General features: G+C 67.7%; 20 protein-coding genes, 1 tRNA gene and 2 pseudogenes. 11 read left to right on the top strand and 12 right to left on the bottom strand.

Features of this window, described 5'->3' with window-relative positions:
* Positions 1-73: 73 nt before the first annotated feature.
* The 3 genes from EUC46_RS00930 to EUC46_RS00920 all read right to left on the bottom strand — a co-directional run bounded on the left by EUC46_RS00930 (position 74) and on the right by EUC46_RS00920 (position 2,801).
* Positions 74-934 (bottom strand): HAD family hydrolase, encoded by an 861-nt coding sequence (locus EUC46_RS00930; RefSeq protein ID WP_277750458.1) that lies wholly within the window; start codon positions 932-934, stop codon positions 74-76.
* Positions 931-1,854: a CHAD domain-containing protein gene (locus EUC46_RS00925; protein WP_128772304.1), complete on the bottom strand. Its 924-nt coding sequence runs from the start codon at positions 1,852-1,854 to the stop codon at positions 931-933. Before EUC46_RS00925 ends, EUC46_RS00930 begins: the two co-directional genes overlap by 4 nt.
* A gap of 95 nt (positions 1,855-1,949) precedes the next feature.
* Complete coding sequence (locus tag EUC46_RS00920; protein ID WP_128772303.1) at positions 1,950-2,801, bottom strand: PhzF family phenazine biosynthesis protein; 852 nt, start codon at positions 2,799-2,801, stop codon at positions 1,950-1,952.
* A 162-nt stretch (positions 2,802-2,963) separates the two neighbouring features.
* Here EUC46_RS00920 and EUC46_RS13220 point away from each other — a divergent pair, with 162 nt between their 5' ends.
* The 4 genes from EUC46_RS13220 (at position 2,964) to EUC46_RS00905 (ending at position 4,659) form a co-directional block, all read left to right on the top strand.
* Positions 2,964-3,566 (top strand): sugar O-acetyltransferase, encoded by a 603-nt coding sequence (locus EUC46_RS13220; protein WP_277750457.1) that lies wholly within the window; start codon positions 2,964-2,966, stop codon positions 3,564-3,566.
* Positions 3,567-3,636: 70 nt separating this feature from the next.
* Positions 3,637-3,765 (top strand): hypothetical protein, encoded by a 129-nt coding sequence (locus EUC46_RS13215; RefSeq protein ID WP_277750456.1) that lies wholly within the window; start codon positions 3,637-3,639, stop codon positions 3,763-3,765.
* A gap of 221 nt (positions 3,766-3,986) precedes the next feature.
* Entirely contained in the window at positions 3,987-4,232 is a 246-nt protein-coding gene (locus EUC46_RS00910) for a CopG family transcriptional regulator (protein WP_128772302.1), read from the top strand.
* Positions 4,222-4,659: a type II toxin-antitoxin system VapC family toxin gene (locus EUC46_RS00905; protein WP_128772301.1), complete on the top strand. Its 438-nt coding sequence runs from the start codon at positions 4,222-4,224 to the stop codon at positions 4,657-4,659. The genes EUC46_RS00910 and EUC46_RS00905 overlap by 11 nt, the downstream gene beginning before the upstream one ends.
* A gap of 450 nt (positions 4,660-5,109) precedes the next feature.
* On the opposite strand, the gene EUC46_RS12470 is transcribed toward EUC46_RS00905, so the two are convergent.
* Positions 5,110-5,619, bottom strand: a complete 510-nt coding sequence (locus EUC46_RS12470) for a hypothetical protein (protein ID WP_164918716.1) — start codon at positions 5,617-5,619, stop codon at positions 5,110-5,112.
* 113 nt (positions 5,620-5,732) lie between these two features.
* Here EUC46_RS12470 and EUC46_RS00895 point away from each other — a divergent pair, with 113 nt between their 5' ends.
* Entirely contained in the window at positions 5,733-5,960 is a 228-nt protein-coding gene (locus EUC46_RS00895; RefSeq protein ID WP_128772300.1) for a helix-turn-helix domain-containing protein, read from the top strand.
* 28 nt (positions 5,961-5,988) lie between these two features.
* On the opposite strand, the gene mobF is transcribed toward EUC46_RS00895, so the two are convergent.
* Entirely contained in the window at positions 5,989-7,881 is a 1,893-nt protein-coding gene (gene mobF, locus EUC46_RS12825; RefSeq protein ID WP_241655309.1) for a MobF family relaxase, read from the bottom strand.
* Positions 7,882-8,021: 140 nt separating this feature from the next.
* On the opposite strand from mobF, the gene EUC46_RS00885 reads away from it, so the two are divergent.
* From EUC46_RS00885 to EUC46_RS00870, 4 genes are read left to right on the top strand one after another with little or no spacing between them, the layout of a single operon-like run.
* Entirely contained in the window at positions 8,022-8,531 is a 510-nt protein-coding gene (locus tag EUC46_RS00885) for a TetR/AcrR family transcriptional regulator (protein ID WP_128772299.1), read from the top strand.
* 20 nt (positions 8,532-8,551) lie between these two features.
* On the top strand, positions 8,552-9,091 hold the full coding sequence (locus tag EUC46_RS00880) for a hypothetical protein (protein WP_128772298.1): 540 nt from the start codon (positions 8,552-8,554) through the stop codon (positions 9,089-9,091).
* A complete protein-coding gene (locus tag EUC46_RS00875) occupies positions 9,088-9,531 on the top strand; it encodes a hypothetical protein (protein ID WP_128772297.1) in 444 nt (147 codons plus the stop codon). The genes EUC46_RS00880 and EUC46_RS00875 overlap by 4 nt, the downstream gene beginning before the upstream one ends.
* On the top strand, positions 9,518-10,234 hold the full coding sequence (locus EUC46_RS00870; protein WP_206645847.1) for a tyrosine-type recombinase/integrase: 717 nt from the start codon (positions 9,518-9,520) through the stop codon (positions 10,232-10,234). Before EUC46_RS00875 ends, EUC46_RS00870 begins: the two co-directional genes overlap by 14 nt.
* A 601-nt stretch (positions 10,235-10,835) precedes the next feature.
* Here the strand turns inward: EUC46_RS00870 and EUC46_RS00865 are convergent.
* Positions 10,836-12,048 (bottom strand): annotated as a pseudogene (locus EUC46_RS00865) (IS110 family RNA-guided transposase).
* Positions 12,049-12,325: 277 nt separating this feature from the next.
* On the opposite strand from EUC46_RS00865, the pseudogene EUC46_RS00860 reads away from it, so the two are divergent.
* Together EUC46_RS00860 and EUC46_RS00855 are read left to right on the top strand one after the other, a co-directional pair.
* Positions 12,326-13,874 (top strand): annotated as a pseudogene (locus tag EUC46_RS00860) (IS1634 family transposase).
* A 65-nt stretch (positions 13,875-13,939) separates the two neighbouring features.
* Complete coding sequence (locus EUC46_RS00855) at positions 13,940-14,446, top strand: EXLDI protein (protein WP_229118607.1); 507 nt, start codon at positions 13,940-13,942, stop codon at positions 14,444-14,446.
* A gap of 496 nt (positions 14,447-14,942) precedes the next feature.
* Here EUC46_RS00855 and EUC46_RS00850 read toward each other — a convergent pair.
* From EUC46_RS00850 to der, 6 genes are all read right to left on the bottom strand, one after another.
* A tRNA-Pro gene (locus EUC46_RS00850) sits at positions 14,943-15,019 on the bottom strand.
* A 160-nt stretch (positions 15,020-15,179) separates the two neighbouring features.
* On the bottom strand, positions 15,180-16,445 hold the full coding sequence (moeB, locus tag EUC46_RS00845) for a molybdopterin-synthase adenylyltransferase MoeB (RefSeq protein WP_241655306.1): 1,266 nt from the start codon (positions 16,443-16,445) through the stop codon (positions 15,180-15,182).
* 84 nt (positions 16,446-16,529) lie between these two features.
* Entirely contained in the window at positions 16,530-18,185 is a 1,656-nt protein-coding gene (pgi, locus tag EUC46_RS00840; RefSeq protein WP_128772296.1) for a glucose-6-phosphate isomerase, read from the bottom strand.
* A gap of 228 nt (positions 18,186-18,413) precedes the next feature.
* Positions 18,414-19,583, bottom strand: coding sequence for a low temperature requirement protein A (locus tag EUC46_RS00835; protein WP_128772295.1), 1,170 nt, complete (start codon positions 19,581-19,583; stop codon positions 18,414-18,416).
* Positions 19,584-19,749: 166 nt separating this feature from the next.
* Complete coding sequence (locus tag EUC46_RS00830; RefSeq protein WP_128772294.1) at positions 19,750-20,502, bottom strand: carboxymuconolactone decarboxylase family protein; 753 nt, start codon at positions 20,500-20,502, stop codon at positions 19,750-19,752.
* A 126-nt stretch (positions 20,503-20,628) separates the two neighbouring features.
* A complete protein-coding gene (gene der / locus EUC46_RS00825) occupies positions 20,629-22,788 on the bottom strand; it encodes a bifunctional cytidylate kinase/GTPase Der (RefSeq protein WP_128772293.1) in 2,160 nt (719 codons plus the stop codon).
* Between the last annotated feature and the right edge of the window lie 56 nt (positions 22,789-22,844).

The following is a 22,844-nucleotide window of genomic DNA, read 5'->3' as shown; positions in this document are numbered from 1 at the left end:
TGCGCATGAGTTCCTGCCGGCTCGCCCGGGGCGTCGTGGACTTGGCGCATGTGCCCGGTGGCTAGTGGCGGTGTCAGCCCTGGCGGGTCAGGAGTTCGGCAATGGTGCGCAGCACGCCGTCCTCGGTGTTCGCCGGCGCCCGGTAGCGGGCGGTGGCGGTGATCCTGGGGTGGGCGTTGGCCACGGCGAAGGACAGCTCGGCGTGGTCGTAGAGGTCGAGGTCGTTGAGGTAATCGCCGAATACGGCGGTCTGGGCCGGGGCGATGCCGAAGCGCGCCTGGATTGCCGCCAGGGCGCGGCCCTTGGAGACGGCCTTGGGCATAATGTCCGTCCAGTGCTTGCCCGAGACCACGGTCTGGAGCCCGGGCGCCGCTGGGCCGAGGGCCGCGGCGCTGCCCTCCTCGGCGTCGCCGAAGTCGTAGACGGCCACTTTGAGGACCTCCGCGCGGTTCAGGGCCAGGAGGTCGTCAACGACGGCCAGGGCGGTGTAGTACGTGTCGCACATGGTGATAAAGCGGGCGTCGGCGCGCTCAATGTAGGCGCTCTGCTTGCAGGCCATGACCGCGCCGCCATCGTACCCCTGTTCCCTTAGTGAGCGGACGGTGGTAACGACGGTGGCGACGTCGGCTGCGCTCATCGTGTCGGAATGGATCTCAGTAGCGCCCTGCTTGACCAGGGCGCCGTTCTCGGCGATCACCGGGGCGTCGTCAATGGCGTCGCCTAACACATGGTGCAAGTTGGCGAGCTGGCGGCCCGAGGCGGGGACGAAGAGAATCCCCCTAGAGCGCATGCGCGCCGCCATGTCAGTGAACCCGGCGGGGACTCGTCTTGTGCCGTCCATAAGGGTGCCGTCCATGTCGCTGACCACCAGCCTCAGGTCGATGCGGGAGGGCAGCGGGTCGGTGAGCTCATTGGGCAGCGGCGCGTAATTCACGGAGCCATTCTTTCAGTGGCTCCGGTGGACTGCCGCGGGAGAGGGGCTTGCAGGTCCATTCCGCTCCAGGAGCACCAGTCCTCAAGGGCGGAGTTGACCGCGGTGTCAATACGGGCCAGGGCGCTGTCGCGCCGTTCTGCGATCGCCGCAAGCAGCGCCTGGGGTGCCGTGAGCCCAGCGTTGCCGGGGCTGTCAAGCCACTGACGAACAACGACCATGTCCTGGAGATCGCCGAGAAGAGTGGCCGCCTTGCGCAGGGATGCGACCACGGCGGGCGCCTCAGCGTCCGCCGCGCGGATGGTCTCGGCTCCGTAGCGGGCGTCTTTGACACGTCGGCGCAGGCGGTGGAGCTCGACGTCGGTGGCCCTATGCGCGGATTCGGCCCGGCCGCGCGCGGTGAGCATTCGAGCCCCAACCCGGGTCAGGCGCTCGATCATGATCTGGTCGTCGGGTGCCCGGTGAGGGTGCCGCCACAGCGAAGGGGCCAAAGGTGTGGGGAGGGAGGTCAGGGCGGTGTAGCGGGGGTCGTTGTAGAGGGCGTCGACTTGGCGCGCCTCGGCCTCGGCGTGGACGGTGGCGCGTTCGAGCAGGTGCCGGCCGGCTCCCGGATCGTCGAGGCCGTGCAACAGCAGGGCCAGGTGATCGCGCACCACTTCGGCGTCGCGGGCTGAGCCCATGCGTGAATTGAACCAGTCGAGCTCGGTGATCAGCGCCGTGCGGCGGGATGGGCGCAAGGCTGGTCCCAGGGTCCGCAGAACCGAACGCAGTCGGCGCCCCGCCGCGCGCTGATCATGGATGGCGTCGGCCTCCCGGCGTCTGACGGCGGCGGCGCCTGCGACGAGCAGACCAACCTGCTCGTCGAGGTAGCGTTCGACGGCCGCCGCCAATGGCATGGTGTGATGGGCGTCGCGCAGAGCCATGGCCCCATGGTAGGGACCCGGGGGCTCTCCCGTTCACACTGGCTGCGCGAGCAATCTGAACACTTAACTGCATTGTGCGGTTCAGGGCGCACACGTCAGGTCAGTGCTGTGAGTGCAGTGCCCCGGAACAGGGTTTGGGTGGCGCCGCCAACCCACACGGCGCCCTCGGCGTCCACGGTGACGGTGATGTCCCCGGCCCTGCCCAGCCTGCGCCCCTGGGAGACCCGATAGCCGGTCCCGGCCTCGCCGGTGCGAGCCAGCCACTGGCCGACCGAGGCGTTCATGGACCCGCAGACCGGGTCCTCATCGACTCCGACGGCGGGGGCGAAGGTGCGCAGTTCATAGGCGTACTCGGAGCCCCCGGGGTGCGGCGCGAGGGCTCCGACCATGGCGTCGGGGATCAAGGAGAGGTCGGGGTCAAGATCAAGAACCTCTTGGGCGGTGGCCAGGCGCACCACGGCCCAACCGGGGCCATTGTCGACCCATTGGTGGGCGAGCACCTGGGAGCGGTTGATACCGAATGCCGCAACGATCCTGGTCAGGTAGTCCTCGTCGAGGCCGCCAGAACGGATGGTGGGCGGTGCGGCGAAGGAGAGCAGGCCGCCGTCACGGCGCACGTCCACCAGGCCGGCGCCGCACTCCTGGACGATGACGGCGGGGTCGCGGGGCGCACCCCCGTGCTCGGTCCAGGCATGTGCTGAGCCGAGGGTGGGGTGGCCGGCGAAGGGCAGCTCCCCACCGGGGGTGAAGATTCGCACCCGGTAGTCCGCCCCGGGGGCGGTGGGGGCCAGGAGGAACACTGTCTCAGACAGGTTCGTCCAGCGGGCGATGCGCTGCATCTGCTCGACGGTCAGGTCATCGGCGTCGTGGATCACGGCCAGGGGGTTGCCGAGGTAGGGCTCGGAGGAGAATACGTTGACCTGGGCGAAGGGGTAGCTGCGGGTCATGGGTTGAGGCCCCTTTCGTGTCCGTGCCCTGCGTTGGGGATTAACCGAGTCAGGGCGCCCGCCCATTGTCCCGATTAACCCCGTGTCAGCGCGACCGGTGGGCGCACCTGTTCCGTGACGCTTGCGGGCCGCGCATCGTCGTGAGTGGTGCAAAATGGCGCGATGACCGCTTCGCTTCACGAGCAGTTCGCCCATATGGCCACCGGCGCAATGTATGACGACCTGACCCCTGAGCTCATCGCCGCTCGCACCCGCGCCGTCCTGGCCACGAACGCCTACAACGCCTCCTACGGCCGGCCTCGGCAGGAGCGCGAGGCCCTGCTGCGGGAGGTTGTGGGCAGTGCCGGGACGGGGGCGAGTCTCGAACCGACCTTCCGCTGCGAGTTCGGTTCCAATATCCGACTGGGTGAGCGGTTCTTCGCGAACTTCGACTGCGTGATGCTCGACTGCGCACCCATCACGATCGGCGACGACGTGCTGCTCGCCCCGAAGGTCGGCCTCTACACCGCCGGACACGCCCTCGACGCCGCCGAGCGCATAGCCGGGGGCTGTTTCGCCCGCCCGATCACGATTGGGAACGCCGTGTGGATCGGTGCGGGCGCCTCCGTGCTGCCGGGGGTGACCATCGGCGATGGGGCGGTCATCGGCGCGGGGAGCGTCGTGACCCACGACGTGCCCCCGCGCACTGTGGCCGCCGGCAATCCCGCGCGGGTGCTGAGGAGGATTACCGAGGCCGATCGCACCGGGTACACGCCCTCCCACTGAGCCCCACTGGGCCGGGAGGGCGCAACGGCCAGCCGGGCCGCCTCCGATGAGCAGCCGGTAGTCTCACCGTATGTCGTTCGAGGTGTTCGCGTTCGGGTTCGAGGACGGTCAGCGCCGCCATCTACCGCCTGAGCTCCTGGACGGCGCGCAGGTGGTGACGACGGGGCAGGACGTCCTCGACGTCATCAAAGCCGCCTGACCCCTGACGGCGGCCCGCGACCGAAACGCCTCGGCGAGGTCCCGGATGCCGCTCCAACCAGGGACGGGCGGCCTGGGGCGGGTTACCGCAAACACGGTTAGACCTCCGCGCATGACCCCCTGACTCCACAGCGCTCCGACTGCACTCCACGGGATATCCCGGGTGCTCGTGTCGCATCTGTGATGCGCCTCGGCGTGCACCACAGATGCTAGCCTGGTTCCATGAGAACTACCGTGAGGCTGGACCCGGAGGTCGCCGCGGCCGCGGAGCAGCTGCGGCGTGAGCGACAGGTGGGGCTCGGCGAGGCCGTCAACGAGCTCGCCAGGGCGGGTCTGGCCCGTAAGCCTGCACCCACCCGCTTTCGCCAGCGGACGGCGCACGTCGGACTCAAGGTGGACGTGACCGACGTCGCCGACGTTCTCGACCTGCTGGACCAGGACGGCACCCGGGCCACTCATGATCGTTGACGCCAATGTCCTGCTCTACGCCGTTGACGACCGCTCCTCCTTCCACGACGCGGCACGAGCGTGGCTGACCGATGCACTGAACGGCGCGGAACGCGTCGGACTGCCCTGGGCCTCGCTCCTGGCGTTCCAACGCATCATCACCCACCCCCGCGTGACGACCAGTCCCCTGACGCCGGCAGAGGCCTGGAGCTTCATCAGTGACTGGCTTCAGGCCGAGCAGGCCTGGGTCCCCGTTCCCGGAGCCCGTCACGCACAGGTCCTCGCTCGTCTCCTGGTCGACGGCGACCTGCGCGGCAACCTCGTGACCGACGCGCATCTGGCAGCGCTGGCCATCGAGTACGGCACCTCCCTGTGCTCCTTCGACAGCGACTTCGCCCGGTTCCCCGACCTGCGCTGGGTCAGTCCAGCCGTCTCGTCCCCGCGGTAGCGGGCCGGGCAACGCCTGGGCGGACCTGAGGGCCCCGCGATCCCGGCCGACCACCGGCACCTGCACGTGCCATCAGACCCCATGTAGCTCCCCACGCAGCGTGGAAGTGCTTGCTGACACCCTGGCGAGTCATATCAAGCACATCACCGCAAGCCATCCCCCAGGCCAACAACCTTGCCGAGCCCCTGGTCGACGGGCCCGCTTGAGAGTGAGAAGACCGCGATCGGCGTCACGGATCGTCAGCGGATGATTGTCATGATCCTTCCCGTAAAGGGACTTGACCGCTTCTGGGTCGCGCGCTGGCCTTTACCGGGCAGCCGATGCTGGCGACTTCACCCGTATCGCGCGCGGAATCTACCTCCCCAGAGACGCGCCGGCCACGGACTGGAGCCTGGTCGAGGCCGCGACCCGCCGACCCGACGCGACGGTCTGCCTCACCTCTGCGCTCGCTCACCATGACTTGATCGACACGATCCCCGACAGGTCAAGGAGTGGCTGCGCCGCGGCGGAAAGCCCAACAGTCTTGCGCACACGACTGCGTCGACATTGTCCAACTGTGCCGCCAAGGCCACTCTTACTGCCCCGCGTATAGACCTCGTCGTTCCACCTATTGTTGTTGGACTGGAACAGCAGGGAGTCCTCATTGCCCTTCTCATTGCCTCTCAGCTCGGCGTAGATGTCGTAGCCGAGGGCCTCGTTGTCGTAGACGATGAGCCTGTTCTTCTCAATCTTCCACTTCGCCGAACCACGCTTATCCGGCTCGTACTTCGCGGTGCGACTCTCTGAGTAGAAGGCACTTCCATCCTTGTTGAGCAGGAGTGTCGTTCTGCCCGACGAGCCAGTGTACGTCCCGGCGTACTGGTCCATCGGGCTGCTGCTGCCGCACGCGCTCAGGGCGAGCACGGCAGGGAGGGCTGCCATCACGATGACGGCTGTTCTGCGTGGGAACTTCGTGGGCATGGGGCTGCCTCTCGTTTCTGTTGGAGTCCGAGCCGATCTTAGTAGAAGTCATCGGTTCCTGTGGAACTGATGAGTACCTGGAAGCAGTGGCTTCCGGCACTGACGATGGGGGTGTGTCAGAGCCCCTGAGGAAGCGCCTGGGCGCCAACCTGCGCGCCGAGCGGCACCGCCGCGCCCTGACGCAGGAGGCCCTCGCCGAGCATCTGGGGGTGACGGCCCGCTACCTGGCGGGCATCGAGCGCGGCGAGCGCAACCTGACCCTGGACTCCGTCGACCTCCTGGCCAGCCGCCTCGACCTGGACGCCCTCGGCCTGCTCACAGGAGGGCCTCAGCACCCCTAACGGCCCCGGGCCGCGCCCGGCATCAGCCTCAGCGCCGAGGCCACCACGTGCTCACGCGTACCCATCCCCGTCCCCCTCGGCACCGCTGGCCGGCTCCGCCTCGGCCTCCGCGTCGGGCTCGGGTTCCAGCTCGCACTCGGGTTCGGGCTCGGTGCGAATGTACCGGCGCAGCATGAGCGTCACGGGGTCGATCCTGAGCATCTTGAACCCGTCCCATATGAACAAGAGGACGAGAAGGTTGAGCCAGCCGGGGCCATCGCGGCTCAGCAGCACCGTGCAGATCGCGGCAGCGTAGAAGCAGAGTGCCGCGAGGCCACCAGCAAGCGTGATCCAGCCGATCCCACGACGACCGTGGGTGCGGATCAGGATGATGTTCGTCGGCGCGTACCGGCCCCGTCCGGTCTGCGGCTCGATCAAGAAGGCGGTCTTCGGCCGCGAGCGGAGCTTCGGATGAGAACAGGACCGAGGCGTGCGGCCGGAAGCGCGAGGTGCCATTGGCGCGTCGGAACTGCAACGGGCTCGACGCCGCCTCCGGTGGCGTCAGCCGCAGCGATACACGCTCGGCTGTGTCCGCGATGAGCCCGGTGATCGCTTCACGATCTTGGAGGCTGACGAACCGCCAGCCCATCAACTGCCGGCTGGCTTCGGAGTGCAGATTCCAGCGAGTCCAGGTCGTGCGCTTCTCCGCAACCGTCTCCATCACGGCCTGCCCGACTTCGTGCACCACGTCCAGCGGCACGTCGTCGGCGCGCAGCATCCGTCGCGGTGCCTCGCCGCGGAGCAAGGCGCGCGCCCAGCCGGTCGCATCCGTGCCGAGCAGCCGGGTTGCGCGCTCGCGCCAGTCGCGGGTGAGGTCCGCCAGCGACTTGATCTGCTTCTCCGGTCGAGGGGCGAGCGTCTCTTGGGCGCGCAGTTTCAGCACCATTCGCGCCGAGGGCTGCCGGCCATGCCTGGCGACGTACTCGGCGATCAGTCGTTCCTTCTCGACCTCGATATGCTGCGAGCGAGTGGAGAACTCGGTCACCAGCTCGTCGGGTACGCCTTCGATTTCCCACGCTGGGTTGCGGTCGCGGCCCCGCTCCCGTGCTTCCCATCCGACGCCCAAGGTGCCGGTCAGTCGATCGGCCAGAGCCGCGTTGTATAGCTCGGATATGGCGACGACCGCGGCGTGCATCGGGCGCCCTGCGAGGGTGCGCCAGCGCCCGTCTTGCGCGGTCAGAACCTTGTTGCTTATCACTACATGGGTGTGCAACTGCGGGTCGCCTGAGCGTGAGTCGTAGTGGTCGAACGCTGCCGCTGAGACGCCGGTGACATCGACGTGCGCAACCGCGCCGTCCGGGCCGGTTGCGCCCACGCGGGTTGCTGCAACCTCCCGTTCGAGGAACGCAACCAGCTCTGCAACCACTGCGTGATGCGCGTCAGCGATCAGCGATTGCGTGCCCGCGTCTGCAACCACCCAGATTGCGGAGACGGACTTGGGGACGCTGAACGTGAAGTCGTAGTCGGCCACCGCGCGGCGGGTGCCGCGCTCGGCTTCCTCAGCCTCGATCGTAGCGACCTCTCGCGCTCGCGCCGCCGGCCCCAGCTCCGGGTCGAGCGCGTTCACGCGCTGCTCAATCCGCTCGACGACACTGGCGAACTGCTGATAGGGACGCCCCAGAGCCTCCCCGGTGATGGGGTCATGCCCCATGCCGATCAAGAGCTGTAGCTGCGCCTCGGACACCTGCGAGCCACCGGCCAGCTCGCCGTGCCCCAGCGACGCGAGGCCCTGTCCAAGCCAGAAGCCTGGCGGGTTCCCCGCCTCGGCGTAGTACCTCGTAAGCGGGGTCGAAAGGGAGCGGTCACCGTCGCCGGCTGCGATGGATTTCAGAAGGTACTTGTAGCCATCGCCCGCACTCATCACGCGCATCGAAACCGTCACGACCGGGCCTCCCTCCTGGCTGGGAGGTGAGCGCCAGAACCCGCCTACGGCGCCGCCCGCCGGGCGGCGCGGACCTCGTCTGAAAGACGTGCGATGGTACAGTTCTAGACGCTGACTGAATAAACAGTTAGTCTCATCGCATGAGCATCAACGCACCCGGGGCAGAGCGGATCATCGAAGCCGCGATCGCATGTTTTGGTGAGCGCGGGGTCGCGGGCACGAGCATGCAGGTGATCGCGCGCGAAGCAGGCACGAGCCAGGCATTGATCGTCCATCACTTCGGCTCGAAACAGGCGCTCGCGGATCGCTGCACGACGGTGGTGCTCGAACGCGCCGACGAACTCGCCCGCACGGATCCCTCCGGGGCGGTCGAGGCGCTGGCGAAGCGATCCGCAGACATCCGCTACCTGGGCCGCGTCCTGACGGACGACCCCGAGCCGTCGCGTGCGCTGTTCCGCGCGGCAGTCGAACGAGCTGCTTCGCTCAGGCCGGATGTAGACCCGGATGCCGCCGTTGTGCTTGCCGTGCTGAATCTCGCGCCTCTCTTGCTGCTCGACCGTATCTCCGAGGCGCTGCCCGAGGACACCTGGGGCCGATTCACTCGGGCTGTCGCACGAGTGCTCGCACCGAGCACGGAGACAGAACAATGACTCGGGGGCGCGCAGGCACCATGCTCGATCGCGCACTCCCCGCCTGGGAGTGGAGCGAGTACCACAGCATCAAGACCTACGCCGCTGCGGATCAAGTGATCGACGCGGTGGACGCACTGACCTGGAACGATGTGCCTCTGTTCCGCCGGATCATGACCATCGCTTCACTTGGAAAAGTGCCCGAAGAACGAGGCGGGCGGGTGCTCGACTTCTTCGACCACGGCCCCTATGTGCTCGCGCACCGCGACAGCGACGAACTGGTCTACGTCGGTTTCCTCCGCGCTCGGCATGATCCCAGCGTCCTGGACTTCGAGAGCGATCCCATCACGGGATTCAGGGATACCTCCCCGCCGGACACGGTGAAGGTGGCGATGAACTTCCTCTACCGCGACGGCTTGCTGTCTACGGAGACGCGATGTTACGCCACCAGCGGGCTCTCTGCTCGCGCCTTCGGTGTGTACTGGCTTCTCATCCGAGCCGGTAGCGGCATGATCCGTCGATCCTGGCTCAAAGGGATCGCGGGCGTCCTCCGCAACAGCCACGGAGGAACTGGAAGATGAGACGAAACTCCGTGCGCGTCGCTCTGATCGTGGCTGCTGCCATCCTTGCTGTCCTCTATGCTGCCGCGAAAGCGCAGTACGCCGTCGAGGGTCGCCTTGGCATCCACGGTGGGCCGGAAGTCAGCGACGCAGAACGCGCTCTGTATGCGAACGCCAGACAAATCTCACTGGCTCAATGGGGCAACGCCGCCGTTGGCATCCTGATCCTGACGATCACACTCCTGCCCTTGATACCGAGTGTGCGCCGCTGGAACCGATGGATTCTTGCCGTACCGCTGCTCCTGATCGGCATCGGACTGATCGGCATCGGCGTCTTCATGATCGCCAACGGTGTAGCCACGGGCACCGGCGGCCTCCTCTTCGGCAGCTACTCGACTGCGTGGGGGCTGTTGGAGGTCGCTTTAGCGACCGTCCACCTTTCCGGCTATGACACCGCTTGAACACACCGCGCGCGACACTGCATTGGCCGAGATCGTGCGCACCACCGATGTGCCGATCATGCCGCAGGTAGTCGATCGTCTCCTGACGCCCTCCGCCGATGCGTGCGGGCAGGTGCACCAGTCCTACTCGGACTTCGTGATGCTCGCCGCACTCCTGGCCGCTCGCAGCTCGGAGGTGTCCGGGCTGCAAGTGAGGGACGTGCAGTTCGACAAGAACCTTGTCGTGATCCGCTGGCAGATATTCCCCGGAAAGGGCGGGCTCATCACCAAGCCCACCAAGAACCGCAAGGAGCGCCGAGTGCCGATCCTGAACCCGCTGCGTCCCGTGCTAGAACATCTCACCGAAGGCAAGCAGCCGGAGGACCAACTGCTGACCGGGCCGAGAGGCGGCGTGCTGACCACCGCGACCGTTCGGGATGCGACGAACTGGGATCAGCTCGTGATCGACCTCGGGCTTCCCAACCTGACTCGGCACGGCCTCCGGCACACGGGCGCGACCTGGCTCGCCGATGCGGGCGTTCCCCTGCATGTGCTCCAAGAAATCCTCGGGCACGCCTCGATCGAGACGACGCGCGGCTACCTGCACCCCGACGACCGGCACCTGGCGTCGGCCGCAGAACAGGCCAACGCCTTCCTGAGCGGAGCCGCGTTCGGAGCAGCCAAGTCCAAAGCGCCTCGGCAGCGGCAGGGGCGCGGGCTGTGACCACCCTGGCGTGCCGCGGATCGTGCCCGGCCTTCGGCGCTGAACCCGCTCGGAACGGGGTTCTGGTCCCCTTATCCACAGGCCAGCCGCGGCGTGGTGCAGCGGCGCCTTGCGTTCGGCCAGCTCGCCTCGCTGGGGGGACCAGAGGGGGACCACCCTCGGACACGAGAAAACCCTGGTGAGAAATACCTTCTCACCAGGGCTTTTACTGTCGGCCCAGCCCTATCCCACTCAAACCTCTGGGACGAGTGTTGGCGCTACGTGATGCAGCATGCGTCGGAGGAGGTCCGGCAGCTCCAGCAGGCGGAACAGCGGATGACTGGCAACGAAGGAGCGCCACCCGAGGAAGACCCCACTGTCGGGCCTACCCGCCGGTCGGCACCCGGTGACGCCGAAGCGGCAGGTCGGGCCAAGCCCAGTGCCGCCAGGTCATCAGGTGCCACCACACCCTCAGACAGCGCCGTCAAGCCCACTGGCTCCGCCCCTTGGCGTATCAACCGCCGTCTGACGTGACTCGTGCCACTTTTCGGGTTCTCGGTGATCGGTGCGGGGTTTTCGTTGGAACGGCGCGAGTGGCGGGGTGGTGCCCCTATGTGGTGTGTCAAGCGGCGGTGGCTAGTGGTTGGGCTGGTTGTGGGTTGTAGAGGGTGCCGTTTCGGATCATGGCGTGCAGGGTGAGGATGCGTCTGTGGGCCAGGGCGAGGATGGCTTGGCCCGGGCGTTTGCCCTGGGCTCTCTTGCGTTCGTAGTAGGTCCTTGAGGCGGGGTCGGTGCGCAGGGCGGCGAAGGCTGAGAGGAACATGGCCCGTTTGAGTCTCTTGTTGCCGCCATGGCTGGCATGCTCACCGCGGATGGAGGATCCCGAGCGTCTCGTGACGGGTGCCAGGCCGGATGTGGGAGGCCAGGTGCGCGCCCGTGGCGAAGGTCTTGCCCAGGGTCTCGGCCAGAAAGACAGCGGCGGCCGGGACCCCGATGCCGGGCATGGGTGGTCAGGACCGGGCAAGAGAGGGTGGGCCACCCGCCAGGGCCTCCACCTGGGCGGCGATGTCGGCCCTCTGGGTGTGCAGGGCGATGAGCTGGCGCGCCAGGTGCGGCAGGACGACGCCAGCGGCGTCGGTGCCGGCGACAACAACCGTCTGCCTGGCGAGCGCGTCGATGATGGCCTGGGCCCAGGCTGCGTGGCGGCGGGCGCCGTGGGCCTTGAGCTTGGCATCGATGCGCGCCCGCCCAGCCTTGCGCAGGGCGGCGGGCGTAGGCCAGGCGGCGATCACCTCAAGCACACTGTCGTGTTCCAGCCGTGGACCTAGGACGGTCTTGAGGGCGGGGTGGACCTGGGTGTACAGGCCCCGGATGCGGTTGGAGGCCTGGTTGACCTGGCGGGCCAGATCCAAGTCGAAGCCGGTCAGCATGCTCAGCGCGGCCGAGTCCTGGTCGCTGGTGGTGACCGACCGCAGTGTGTGCGGCATGGTGCGGGCGGCCTGGGCGATCACCGCCGCGTCGCGTCGGTCTGTCTTGGCATTGCCGGGCGCCAGATCGGCGATGCGCCTCATCGACAGGCCCGGCAGGTAGCCCACGGTGATCCCCATGTCCTGGGCTACAGCGACCGCTAGGGCTCCGATGGTGGCTGGCTGGTCAACCACGACCAGCACGAGCCCGTGGCGGGAGAGCTTGTCGTATAGCTCACGCAGTCACTTCTCATCGTTGGGCAATGGCCTGTCGTACAGGCGCTTGCCCGCCGTGGTCAGGGCAGTGGCCCAGTGATCGCTCTTTCCAACGTCGATACCGATGAAGACGTCGATGTCGTCTACCTGCATGACACGCTCCCTCGCTTCGCGCGTGTGGGGCCAGCCCTTGGCGACTGGCCCCGCACCCACGCCTGCGAAAGACCTCACGCGGTGGTGGGTCGTTCCCCTTATCAGCGATCACCAGTTCGCCCCACGGCGGCCAGTGACTTTCGCCCCCCGGATCATTCGATAGACAGGGGCAAGACATCATGCCGGCAGCCGCTGGCCCAGCCGCAAGGCTCTTCCCTGCGACCACTAACAAGGTAACGGGCTCTGGGGCACTAAGGCGGTGGGTAGTGTGGGGTGGGTGAGGCCCTACCTGCGCAAAGTGCGTACTGCCTCGGGCGCCACCGCCGTGCAGCTCGTGGACAAGAAGGACGACAGGCGCACGATCCTGGAGCACCTGGGCTCAGCCGACGACGAGGCCGAGCTCGCCGCCCTGATGGAGGTCGGCCTTGGACCTGGACAGGCTGGTGGCAGGGCCCGCTAGCGCCCCTGTGGCTGTGGTTGGCGCCAGGCGCTGCGACCTGCTGTGGGACGTGTTGACCCACGCCTGGACCACCCTGGGCCTTGACGACGCCGTGGGCGGGGACGAGGCGTTCAAGCAGATGGCGCTGGCGCGTCTGGTGGAGCCCACCAGCAAGGCCGACACCGTCAGGGTCATCGCCTCCCTGGGCATCCCTCCCGTCGCCCTGAGGACCTTGTTCCGGTCCCTGGCCCGCTGCGCGCAGCGCGACTGGTGCACCAGCATCCAGGCGGCCCTGCACGCCCGGGTGGCCGCCCACGGCGACCTCAGCCTCCTCATGTGCGACGTCACGACCCTGTACTTCGAGGCCGAGAAGGAGGACGACCTCAGGAGGGTCGGCTTCTCCAAAGAACGCCGCGTCGACCCCCAGATCACGGTCGGGATGCTCGTGGACCGCACCGGCTTCCCCCTCCAGGTGGGGTGCTGGGAAGGCAACCACGCCGAGACCAAGACGATCGTCCCCATGGTCAAACAGTTCCTCGACGCCCACGGCGTCAGTGCGGGCGACCTGGTGGTGGTGGCCGACGCCGGCATACTCTCCTACACCAACCTCACCGCCCTGGATGAGGCCGGCTGCTCCTTCGTCGTAGGCTCCAAGACCACCAAGGCGCCCTACGACCTGGCCGAGCACACCCACTTCCACGGCAACGCCTATTCGGACGGTGATCTGATCGAGACCACCACCCCCAGGAAAGGCGTCAAGCACGCCAAGGACGGGGCCCCCAAGGTCAAGAACCGTCCCGCCTGGGACCCCGAGGCCGACCCCACCTCGTGGCGGGTCGTATGGCACTACAGCGCGAAGTGGTTCGCCCGCGACAACGCCACCTTGACGGCGCAGGAGAACAAGGCCAGGGCCGTCATCGACGGGGACGCCTCCTCCCGCCGCCCCAGGTTCGTCACCGGCTCGCGCGGCGACCTGGCCCTGGACGAGGCCGCCCTGGCCAGGGCTCGCGCCGGGGCTGGCCTCAAGGGGTACGTGACCAACATGACCGCCCCCCGGATGGGAGCGGGCGAGGTGGTGGCCTCCTACCGCTCCCTGTGGCACGTCGAGCAGTCGTGGCGCATGCCCAAGCACGACCTGCGGGCCCGCCCGGTCTTCCACCACCAGCGTGACTCCATCGAGGCCCACCTGACCACGGTCATGGCCGCCCTGGCCGTCGCCCGCCACCTGCAGGACACCACCGGCATGTCCATCAAGCGCATCATCCACGCGCTCCAGCCGCTGCAGAGCGTGGAGGTCACCATCGCCGGGCACACCATCACCGCCCAACCCCAGATCACCGCCGAAGCCGCCGACATCATCACAGCCGTCCAGCTCCCAGGGCACTAAAGTGGCACGAGTCAGGTATGTGGGTGGGCTTGACGAGCGTCACAAATATGCGTATAGTTATGATCATGCCCAGTAGAAACGTGTATGTCGCGGAAGACGACGTGAGCCTGTTCACCGAAGCTAGCGAGATCGCTGGTGGGCTGTCGGCGGCTGTCGCGGAGGCGCTCCGCGACTACGTGAAGAAGCACCAACGAGCGGGCGCGGGCTACGAGGAGATCGAACTCGCGCTGCGCACTGACGGCGTAGACCACAGGGTCACCTTCATGGGGCGACGCCTGGTCCGCGTCAGTCAACCAGCCCCCGAGGGGACCCGCATCGACACCGTCTACCAGACCGCCAAGAACCAGCTGGCTGTCGCCACCAAGATCCAGCGGAAGTTGCCCGACTGGGCCGCAGGTCAGGAGAACCTCTGGTCCCACCCCGAGACGTGGGATCGCGACTTCTGGGTCGCGGGCGACAAGACGATGGTCGTGTACCCCGACATTGAGCACTTGGGCCAGGTCGATGGCGCCTTGGCTGAACGCGTCGAGTCAGCCCTCGCCATTCCCCCCTTCGAAGTCCTGGACATCTGACATGCCATCGGCCATCCCATCCGCCGCATGCTCAACCAGCTCTTCTTCGAACATGTGTACCTAGTGCCAGACCAAGACACAGGCCAGGTCACCACCACAGCCACCTGTATGCCGCCCTTCGACAACATCCTGGGATGGGATATGAGTTCTACCACAGGGGCTGCAGTGGGTCCGGGTGGGACAGAGAACGCGGCAGGTGCAGGCAGCCCAGGAGGGGTAGGGGATGCAGGGGACAGTAAGAGCACTGAGGGCGCGACAAGACCAAAGACTCCGGGCGACCGGGACAGGAGCGACGACAAGGCCGAGGGTGACGACCGGGCCGGGGGTGACGACGAAGTCGGGAGTGGCGACGAAGTCGGAAACCCCAGCCCCGCCACCGCAGCACATGCCCGCCTCCACGGCTCCGAACCGACCGAAACCACCCAAAACCAGCCGTTTTTCAACCAAAAACCCACGCCAGAGGTCTCTCATGACGTGGGTTTGAGTGCTATGCAATTGGTCGGGCTGGCGGGATTTGAACCCACGACCCCTTGACCCCCAGTCAAGTGCGCTACCAAGCTGCGCCACAGCCCGTCTCCTCGCGGCGCAATGCCGCTCGGAACGAGTAGAACCCTAGCCCATGGGGTGCCCGCTCTCGAAATCGATGGGTCGTGACCCCGGTCACCGTTGTCTCCAGGGCGCTCCGGTCGGGCATCTTCCCTCATGGCGATGAGAAGACGACGGGCGGTGTCTTTCAGGTGGTCTCCAACCAGGCGCGCACACCGCCGGCGAGGTTTATGAGTGCCCCGGTGTATCCGGCCGCCGTGAGTGCCTCAATCGCCTTGGCCGAGCGCACCCCGGCGGCACAGACCACCACCGTCTCGCGGGTGGCGTCCAGCTCTCCCATGCGCTCGACAACCTCTCCCAGCGGGATATGAAGCGCCCCGGGCATGGGGCGTTCGGCGATTTCGTCGGCCTGGCGCACATCGAGCAGGGTGAACTCTTCGCCGGGCCGCTCGCCCGCTGCCAGGCGCTCCCGCAACTGGACGGCGCTGATCTCCCTCATCTGATCCTCCTCATTGGTCGGCCGCGGGCCGGCGCCGCAGGCCTCCTCCTCATTGGTCGGCCGCGGGCCGGCGCCGCAGGCCCGCCCATTGTCTTCAAGGTCGGTCATGGTCGGCGCGCTCCCGCACACGGCGCATTCCGGATTGCGTTGCACGGGCAGCTCGCGCACACGAGCACCCCAGGCATCAATGAGGAGTAGGCGTCCCACTAGCGGCTCCGCTCCGCCGACGATCAGCTTGAGTGCCTCTGCGGCCTGCATGGTCCCCACCAGGCCCGGCAGCACCCCGAGGACGCCGCCGTGGGCGCAGGAGACCACCGAGCCGGCCGGTGGCGGCTCGGGGTGCAGGCAGCGGTAGCAGGGGCCCTGGCGCGCATCGAAGACCCCCACCTGCCCGTCGAAGCGGAGCACGGCCCCATGCACAAGGGGCACCCCGGTCATGACGCAGGCGTCATTGACCAGGTAACGGGTCGGGAAGTTATCGCTCCCGTCCAGGACGACGTCGTAGCCGGCCAGCACCTGTAAGGCATTGGCCGCTGTGAGCCGCCTGCGGTGGGTGACCACATTGACATCCGGGTTGAGCGCCCGGATTGCCTGGTGCGCCGAGTCCACCTTGGCCGTCCCAACCCTCCCGGTGGTGTGAATGACCTGCCGCTGCAGGTTGGATACGTCAACGGCGTCATTGTCAATGACCCCCAGTGTCCCCACCCCGGCGGCAGCCAGGTAGAGGAGCGCGGCCGAACCGAGTCCACCGGCCCCGACCACCAGCACCCTGGCGGCGCGAATGCGCTGCTGCCCGCGCACCCCGATTCCGGGCACGAGCATATTGCGGCTGTACCTGACTCGCTCGGCCTCAGTGAGCGGCACCAGGCGCTCTGGGGCAACCACGCTCTGCGAGCCGCGGATCGTCGACGCTCCTCGGCCCGCAGGCGCCCGTAAATTCACCGGCTTGAGCACGCCCGCTCCTGCTCACACGTGCACCCGGTGGGCCAGGCCATCCAGCCCCGCCCACCGGGCACAATCCCGCGTGAGGACGGGACCCTACTTGCGCAGGCCCCGGTAGCGGGTGATGAGCTGACGCGTCGAGGAGTCCTGGGCCTCCAGCGCGGCGTCGTCGCCCTGGACGGCGGGCGCGATCTGAAGGGCGAGCTTCTTACCCAACTCCACCCCCCACTGGTCGAAGGAGTCAATGCCCCACACAATGCCCTGGGTGAAGGTGATGTGCTCGTACAGGGCGATGAGCTGCCCCACCACCGAGGGGGTCAGGGCGGGGGCGAGAATCGACGTCGTCGGCTTGTTGCCGGCGAAGACGCGGGCCGGGACGATCTCCTCCGGTGTGCCCTCAGCGCGCACCTCCGCAACGGTCTTGCCGAAGGCCAGGGCGGCGGTCTGCGCCAGGTAGTTGGACAGGAATAGTTCGTGGACGTCCACTCCCCCGTCCTTGATGGGGTGGGCGGGGTTGGCTACGGCAATGAAGTCCGCGGGGATGAGCTGGGTGCCCTGGTGGATGAGCTGGTAGAAGGCGTGCTGACCGTTGGTGCCCGGCTCGCCCCAGAAGACCTCCCCAGTCTCCGTGGTCACGGGCGTGCCGTCCCAGCGCACGGACTTGCCATTGGACTCCATGGTCAGCTGTTGGAGGTAGGCGGCGAATCGATGCAGGTACTGGGCGTAGGGCAGGATGGCGTGGGAGCCGGCCTTGAAGAAGTTGACATACCAGACGTTGAGCAGGCCCATGAGCATGGGGACGTTCTCGGCCGGCGCCTTAGTGGCGAAGTGCTCGTCGACGGCGTGGAAGCCGGCCAGGAACTCCGCGAAGTTCTCCGGGCCAATGGCCACAGCCAGCACGGTGCCCACGGCGGAGTCCACCGAGTAGCGTCCGCCCACCCAGTTCCAGAACCCGAAGGCGTTGTCCGGGTCGATACCGAAGGCGGCGACCTTGTCCAGGGCCGTGGACACGGCCACGAAATGCTTGGCGATGGCGCCCTCGGTGGAAACGCCCTGCGCCTTCAACGCTCCCAAGAACCAGTCGCGGGCCATGCGGGCATTGGTGAGAGTCTCCAGAGTGGTGAAAGTCTTGGAGGCGATAATGAACAAAGTGGTCTCGGGGTTGAGGTCCTTGACCTTCTCGGCGCAGTCGGTGGGATCAATATTGGAGATGAAACGGCAGGCCAACCCCTCCTGAACGTAGGGCTTGAGCGCCTCATAGACCATGACCGGTCCCAGGTCGGAGCCGCCAATACCAATGTTGACCACTGTCTCAATGCGCTTGCCGGTGATACCGGTCCACTCCCCCGAGCGGACGCGGTTGGCGAAGGCGTAGATCTTCTCCAGGACCTCGTGGACGTCGGCGATGACGTCCTGGCCGTCGACCTTCAGGGTGTCGGTGGCGGGGCGCCGCAGGGCGGTGTGCAGGACGGCCCGGTCCTCGGTGATATTAATGTGCTCCCCGGCGTACATGGCGTCGCGCCGTCCGGGCACATCAACCTCCTCGGCCAACTGGGCGAGGGCGTCGCGGACCTCGTCGGTCAGAAGGTTCTTGGACAGGTCGACGAAGAGGTCACCTATCTCATAGGAGAAGCGATCGGCGCGCTCGGGGTCGTCGGCGAACCAGGCGCGCAGGTCAGGGGTGAAGGTGTCATGAAGATCGGTGAGGCGCTTCCAGGCAGGTGTGGTGGTGGGGTCAACCGGGTTCAGCATGCCTACAGTCTATGGGCCTCCGGTCCGCTCGCCCAGCCTCTGCCGGCGAGCTCCTTGCGCCCGGGCACCCCGGGTACCAGTCGACGGGAGGGACTCCCGGGCGCACGGCTGCGCCCACGAGGGCGAGCAGGGCGACAAGGCGGTCACTAGGTCACTGAGGGCGGGACGGCCGGCCCGGCCCTTATAGACCGGCTGCTGGGGAACCGTTGTGTCGTGAGACGATGGGGTTCAGGCGCCTACGGCGAGGCGCGTGAGCTCATCGTGCTGGGGCACGCCCGCACTGCGGGGCGCGAGGGTCTCCCAGGTGCCCTCCCCCACTACGACGGCCGCGAGGAGGCCGAGGAGGACCAGGCCGCTGAGATGGGGGCCGAGGGGGACGATCGCGAGGCAGAGCAGGCAGGCCACGGCGCGGGAGTGGTAGAACCTGCGCGCATTGCGCAGCCGGACGACCGCGAACATGGACATGAAGACCAGGGTGCCGCCGCATAGGAGCATGGAGGTCTCCAGGTCCACATAGTGGTGCGGCTCGGCCATAATGTGGTGGAGCCCGACGGCGGTGGTAATCAACCCGGCGACAAGGGCCAGGTGCCCGTAGACCAGGAGACTGCGCACCGCATAGAAGGGTGTGGTCGCACGCGAGATGTAGTGCTCCATAAGGTTGAGGTTGTGGTGGAAGTAGGTCCACCACAGACCACCCACCAGGGTGAAGGCCGTGACGAGGCTGGCCAGGTCGGTCCAGTCCAGGTGGGCGAGCTCGGCCTGCGGGGTGGCGATGGACACGACCGTCTCGCCCAGGGCCACGATAATGAGGAGGCTGAAGCGTTCGACGACGTTGCCGACATCGTAGCGCTGGGTGCTCATGGCACCGGCGTGGAGGAACGGTCCGGCGATCTCCCACAGGGCCGCCACGGCCCACATGACCATCTGGACGGTACCGCCCAGGGCCGCGCCCCCGAGCAGGAGCGGGCCCTGGATGAGTGTGGTCGTGAGGTCCATGCGGAAGGCGCGGCTGTTCTCGCCTCGGGCCAGCATGACGGTAATGAGGAGGCGCGCCCCCCAGCAGGAGACGGCGAAGACCATGGCCCGCTCGCCGAAGGCCTGGGGCACCGCGGCGGCTGTGCCCATGGCAATGAGCATGAGGAGCATGACCGTGAAGCGGTGCCTAGTGGTGGAGGCATCGCGGATGGAGGATTGGATGGTGACAAGGCACCACTGCCAGTACAGGAGGGCCAGGAGGACTACCGCGTGAACGAGTCCGGTCCAGCCCGGCTCGCCCCGGATGACGCCGCTGAGCTCGGTGATGAGAAAGACGTAGACGAGGTCGAAGAAGAGCATGACCGGGTCGACGGCCCGGTGCGGGAGCACAGGGCGGGACGCGGCGGGATTCTGGGCAGTCATCGCGGGTCACCCTAGCGGCTCGTGGGGCGGGTACGGATCCTGAACCGGGCGGTACAGGCATCCTCTCTCCCTGCGCGGCCTGGGCCTGAGGCGGGCCGACGGCGCAGGAGAGGCCCGGCGTTGGCCCACCACGGGCTCACCAAGAGCCCACTAAGCACTTAGGGGCTCAGTCCTCCAGGTCCAGGACCGTCCGGATCGCGTTGAGGGCCAAGGGGAAGCCTATGTATGGGAAGATCTGGACCAGGACCGCCAGGATCTTCTCACGGCTGTTGCCGGCCGCAATGGCCCCCCGCACGTGGAGCGGCACTTGGCGCTCCAGGCCCAGGGCCGTCAGGGCGCACAGGCCCACGATCTCCCGGGTCGCCACATCCAGGCCCTCACGTGTCCAGAGGTCACCGAAGAGGAAGTCGGTGAGGAAGCCGGGGACGGCCTGCCCGTAGGGCTCGGGCAGGGGCGCGAAGGTGTCCACGATCTCCGTTCCGTAAAGAGGCTCCTGGATGGCGCGCCCGCGCTCGTGGCGGTCCTCGTCCGTGACCGTGGCCGCATCCGGCAGCGGGAGGCTGACGCCGTGGTCCTGGAGGACCTCGTCCAGGATCCCCAGGGCGTTGAGCGTACGCGGGAAGCCGATGAAGGGCGCCAGGGAGTAGATGGTCTCGCGCAGGGTCAGGGGCTCGTTGCCCACGCGCAGGGCGGCCCCCAGGTGCGCACGCAACTGGGGAAGAGCCTGAAGGGTGGCCAGGACGGTTACTGTGGCGAGCTCGCGCTCGGCGTCAGACAGTTCCCCGGTGGAGAAGACGTCGCTGAAGATGACGGTCTGGAGTATCCGGCCGAGCTCGGGGTCCTTCTCGAAGGGTGCGGTGGCTCCTGCCCCGAAGAGGCGGTGGTAGACCTGGGCTGCCTGCTCGTCACGGCTCGTCATGGTGTGCTCCTTGCCAGTACCGGTAACAGGGGTGAGCATTGCACCGGGGCCGGCCCGGCGCCAGGTACTCCCGGTGCCCCCCACGGCCCGGGGCGGGGACGGACCGCCCTGTCACGGGCAGGGGGGTCAGCGACGCTGCCGCTTCTCCCGCACGCGCACCCCGATCTGGATGGGGGTGCCCACGAAGCCGAACTCCTCGCGCAGGCGGCGCTCAATGAAGCGACGGTAGCCGGCGTCCAGGAAGCCGGTGGTGAAGATGACAATGCGCGGAGGGGCCACCTGCACCTGGGTGGCGAAGAGGATCCTGGGCTGCTTACCACCGCGCACCGGGTGCGGGGCGGCGGCCTGAAGCTCACCGAGGAAGCCGTTGAGGCGCCCAGTGGGCACGCGCGTGGTCCACCCCTCCAGGGCGGCGTCCAGGGCGCGCACAAGCCGGTTGGTGTGCCAGCCGGTGCGGGCCGCCAGATTAATGTGCGGGGCCCAGGACACGTGGGCCAGGTCCTGCTCGACCTCCCGGCGCAGCATTGCCTGGCGCTCCTCATCCACCAGGTCCCACTTATTGTTGACCAGCACCAGGGCGCGTCCAGCGTCGAGTACCTGCTCAATGACGCGCACATCCTGTTCCGTCACCGGCTCGGAGGCGTCCAAAAGGACGACGGCGACCTCCGCCTTCTCAATGGCCCCCTGGGTCCGCAGCACCGCGTAGTAGTCGGCTCCCCGCGCCTGACGCACGCGGCGGCGGATGCCGGCGGTGTCGACGAACACCCACTGGCGCCCATTGAGCTCAATGACCTCGTCGACCGGGTCGCGGGTGGTTCCGGCGACCTCATTGACGACAACGCGCTGGGCGCCGGCAATGGAGTTCAGCAGAGAGGACTTGCCGACATTGGGGCGCCCCACCAGGACAATACGGTGCAGGCCCGCCTCGGGGGCGGGGCCCGCGACAGCCGAGACCTCGGGCAGGACCTCCATGACGGCGTCCAAGACGTCGCCACTGCCACGTCCGTGCAGGGCCGACACGGAGTGGGGCTCGCCCAAACCGAGGCCCCACAGGGCGGCGGCGTCGCCCTCCTGAGCCGGGGAGTCAACCTTGTTGGCGGCCACAACCACCGGTTTGCCGCTGCGGCGCAGCATCCGCACAATCTGGGCGTCGGATTCGGTGACGCCGACCTGGGCGTCCACGACGAGCAGCACTGCGTCGGCCATCTCCATGGCAGCCTCGGCCTGGGCGGCCACCGAGGCGTGCAGCCCCTTAACATCAACCTCCCAGCCGCCGGTGTCCACAATGGTGAACCGGCGCCCCGCCCACTCGGCCGGGTAGGAAACGCGGTCGCGAGTAACCCCCGGGACGTCCTGGACAACGGCGGCGCGACGGCCCAGGACGCGGTTGACGAGCGTGGACTTGCCGACATTGGGGCGGCCGAGGACGGCCAGCACCGGCAGGCCCGGCTCGACGGCGTCGGCGCGGGGCAGCTCCCCGTCCTGACCCAGCAGGACGAGATCCTCCTCGTCGAGCTCGTAGCCCTCCAGGTCCGCGCGCAGGGCCCGGGTGCGCAGCAGATCCTGCGCATCGCGCTCGGCGTCCTCGTTCACCCGGGCCTCAATAAGGCCCAGGACGTGCTCGACGGTCTCCTCCAGGCTCATCTGCGAGGTGTCAACCAGGGTGACGCCCTCGGGTGCGGTGAGGAACTGGGAGACGGTGGCGTCATCGCGGTCGCGGCGCACCACCTGATCGCGCAGGGCGGTGGCGTTCACGCTCTTGCCCGCGGCCTGAAGATCCCCGGCCCGGCGCGCCAGGCGCGCCTCCTCCGAGGCCGTGATCAGCAGGCGCACAGTGGCATCGGGGGCGATGACCGTGGTGACGTCGCGGCCCTCGGCCACGATCCCGGCGCCACCGGAGAAGCAGCGCTCCAGCCCTTGGGCCTCGGTGCGGATAATCTCGCGTTGAAGACGGGCGAGCTCTGCGCGCACATCCAAATTCGTGGCCACCTGGGAGACGACGGCCGCCACATGCGGCTCACGGATGGCCCGAGTAATGTCCACCCCGTCGCACACCACGTCCGGGGCCTGCGGGTCCACCCCCATGTCCAGGGGCATGGCCGCCACGGCGCGGGCGACGGCGGCGGCGTCGGCCAGGTTAATACCCTCATGCTCGCACCACCAGGCGGCCGCCCGATACATGGCCCCAGTGTCCAGGTAGGCCAGGCCCAACTCGGTGGCCACCCGTTTGGAGACGGTGGACTTGCCCGAGCCGCTCGGCCCGTCAATGGCCACGACAATACCCATATGCGCCTCCTCAAGGCCTTGTGGACACAATCCGGGCCAAGCGTCGCACACGCAGC

The organism is Actinomyces oricola, assembly GCF_004104015.1.
GTDB classification, from domain to species: domain Bacteria; phylum Actinomycetota; class Actinomycetes; order Actinomycetales; family Actinomycetaceae; genus Actinomyces; species Actinomyces oricola.
Note: the sequence above shows the minus strand (reverse complement) of the source record. Positions and strands in the feature narration are given on the sequence as shown.